The 1987-nt window shown below is 65.4% G+C and carries 1 protein-coding gene; it reads right to left on the bottom strand.

Annotated elements, in window-relative coordinates:
• The coding region (rpoC, locus tag VF794_RS37455) for a DNA-directed RNA polymerase subunit beta' (protein ID WP_331118104.1) at positions 1-1987 on the bottom strand (1987 nt) is incomplete at both ends.

Raw genomic sequence — 1987 nt, forward strand, 5'->3', positions numbered from 1 at the left:
GCCGATGGACTGCGCCGCGATGACGCCGACGGCCTCGCCGATGGACACCTTGCGGCCACGGGCCAGATCACGGCCGTAGCACTCCACGCAGATGCCACGCTTGGCCTGGCAGGTGAGCACCGAGCGGATCTTCACCCGGTCCAGACCACTGTTCTCGATGCGCCTGACGCGATCCTCGTCGATCTCCTCGTTGGCGCGGACGAGCACGTCGTTCGTCACCGGATCGAGGATGTCATCGAGGGCCACGCGGCCCAGGATGCGCTCGCCGAGGGGCTCGATGATCTCACCACCCTCGACCAGGGCGCCGATGAACAGACCGTCCATGGTGCCGCAGTCGTACTCGGTGATGATGGCGTCCTGCGCCACGTCCACGAGACGGCGGGTGAGGTAGCCGGAGTTGGCCGTCTTGAGGGCCGTGTCCGCCAGACCCTTACGAGCGCCGTGGGTGGAGATGAAGTACTGGAGCACGGAGAGGCCTTCACGGAAGTTGGCCGTGATGGGCGTCTCGATGATTTCACCGGAGGGCTTGGCCATGAGGCCGCGCATACCGGCGAGCTGGCGGATCTGCTGGGCGCTACCACGCGCACCGGAGTCGGCCATGATGTAGATGGGGTTGAAGGACGGCTGCTTGCGCGTCTCGCGCTTGCCATCCCGCTCGCCCGAGGCCTCGTCCTGCGAGATCTGCTGCATCATCTCGGCGGCCACCTTCTCGGTGATCTCCGCCCAGATATCGATGACCTTGTTGTAGCGCTCGCCGTCGGTGATGAGACCCTCGAGGTACTGGTTCTCGATCTCCGCCACTTCCTTGCGCGCGAAGTCCAGGAACTCCTGCTTCTTGGCAGGAATGATCATGTCCTTGAGCGCGATGGAGATGCCCGCCTTGGTGGCGTGGGTGTAGCCGAGCGACCGGACGCGGTCGGCCAGGAGCACCGTCTCCTTCTCGCCGGTGAGGCGGTAGCAGAGGTCGATGAGCGCGCCGAGCGACTTCTTGTCCATCACCTTGTTGATGGCGTCGAAGCCCACCTTGCGCGGGACGATGTCCCAGAGCATGACGCGGCCGACGGTGGTCTCCTTGCGCTTGCCCTCGATGCGGCAGACGACCTTGGCCTGGAGGTGCACCTCGCCATGGTCGTACGCGGCACGCACCTCGTCCGGAGACGAGAACACGCGACCCTCGCCGTGGGCGAACTCGCGGGCGCGCGTCATGTAGTAGATGCCGAGCACCATGTCCTGGGTGGGGACGATGATGGGCTTGCCGTTGGCGGGGCTGAGGATGTTGTTGGTGGACATCATCAGCACGCGCGCCTCCATCTGAGCCTCGATGGAGAGCGGCACGTGGACGGCCATCTGGTCACCGTCGAAGTCCGCGTTGAAGGCGGCGCACACCAGCGGGTGCAGCTGGATGGCCTTGCCCTCGATGAGGACGGGCTCGAAGGCCTGCATGCCGAGACGGTGCAGGGTGGGCGCGCGGTTCAGGAGGACCGGGTGCTCACGGATGACGTCCTCGAGGATGTCCCAGACCTCGGGACGCTCCTTCTCCACCATCTTCTTGGCGCTCTTGATGGTGGTGACGTACCCCTTCTCCTCGAGCTTGTTGTAGATGAAGGGCTTGAAGAGCTCGAGGGCCATGATCTTCGGCAGGCCGCACTGGTGCAGGCGCAGCTCGGGGCCCACCACGATCACGGAGCGACCGGAGTAGTCCACGCGCTTGCCGAGCAGGTTCTGACGGAACCGGCCCTGCTTGCCCTTGTGCATGTCGGAGAGCGACTTCAGCGGCCGCTTGTTGGGGCCGGTGATGGTCTTCCCGCGGCGGCCGTTGTCGAACAGCGCGTCCACGGCCTCCTGCAGCATCCGCTTCTCGTTGCGGATGATGATGTCCGGGGCGTTGAGCTCCTGGAGCCGCTTGAGACGGTTGTTGCGGTTGATGACGCGGCGGTACAGGTCGTTGAGGTCGGAGGTCGCGAAGCGGCCGCCGTCCAGGGGGACC

Origin of the sequence: Archangium sp. (genome assembly GCF_036389735.1) — a bacterium.
Classification (GTDB): Bacteria; Myxococcota; Myxococcia; order Myxococcales; family Myxococcaceae; genus Archangium.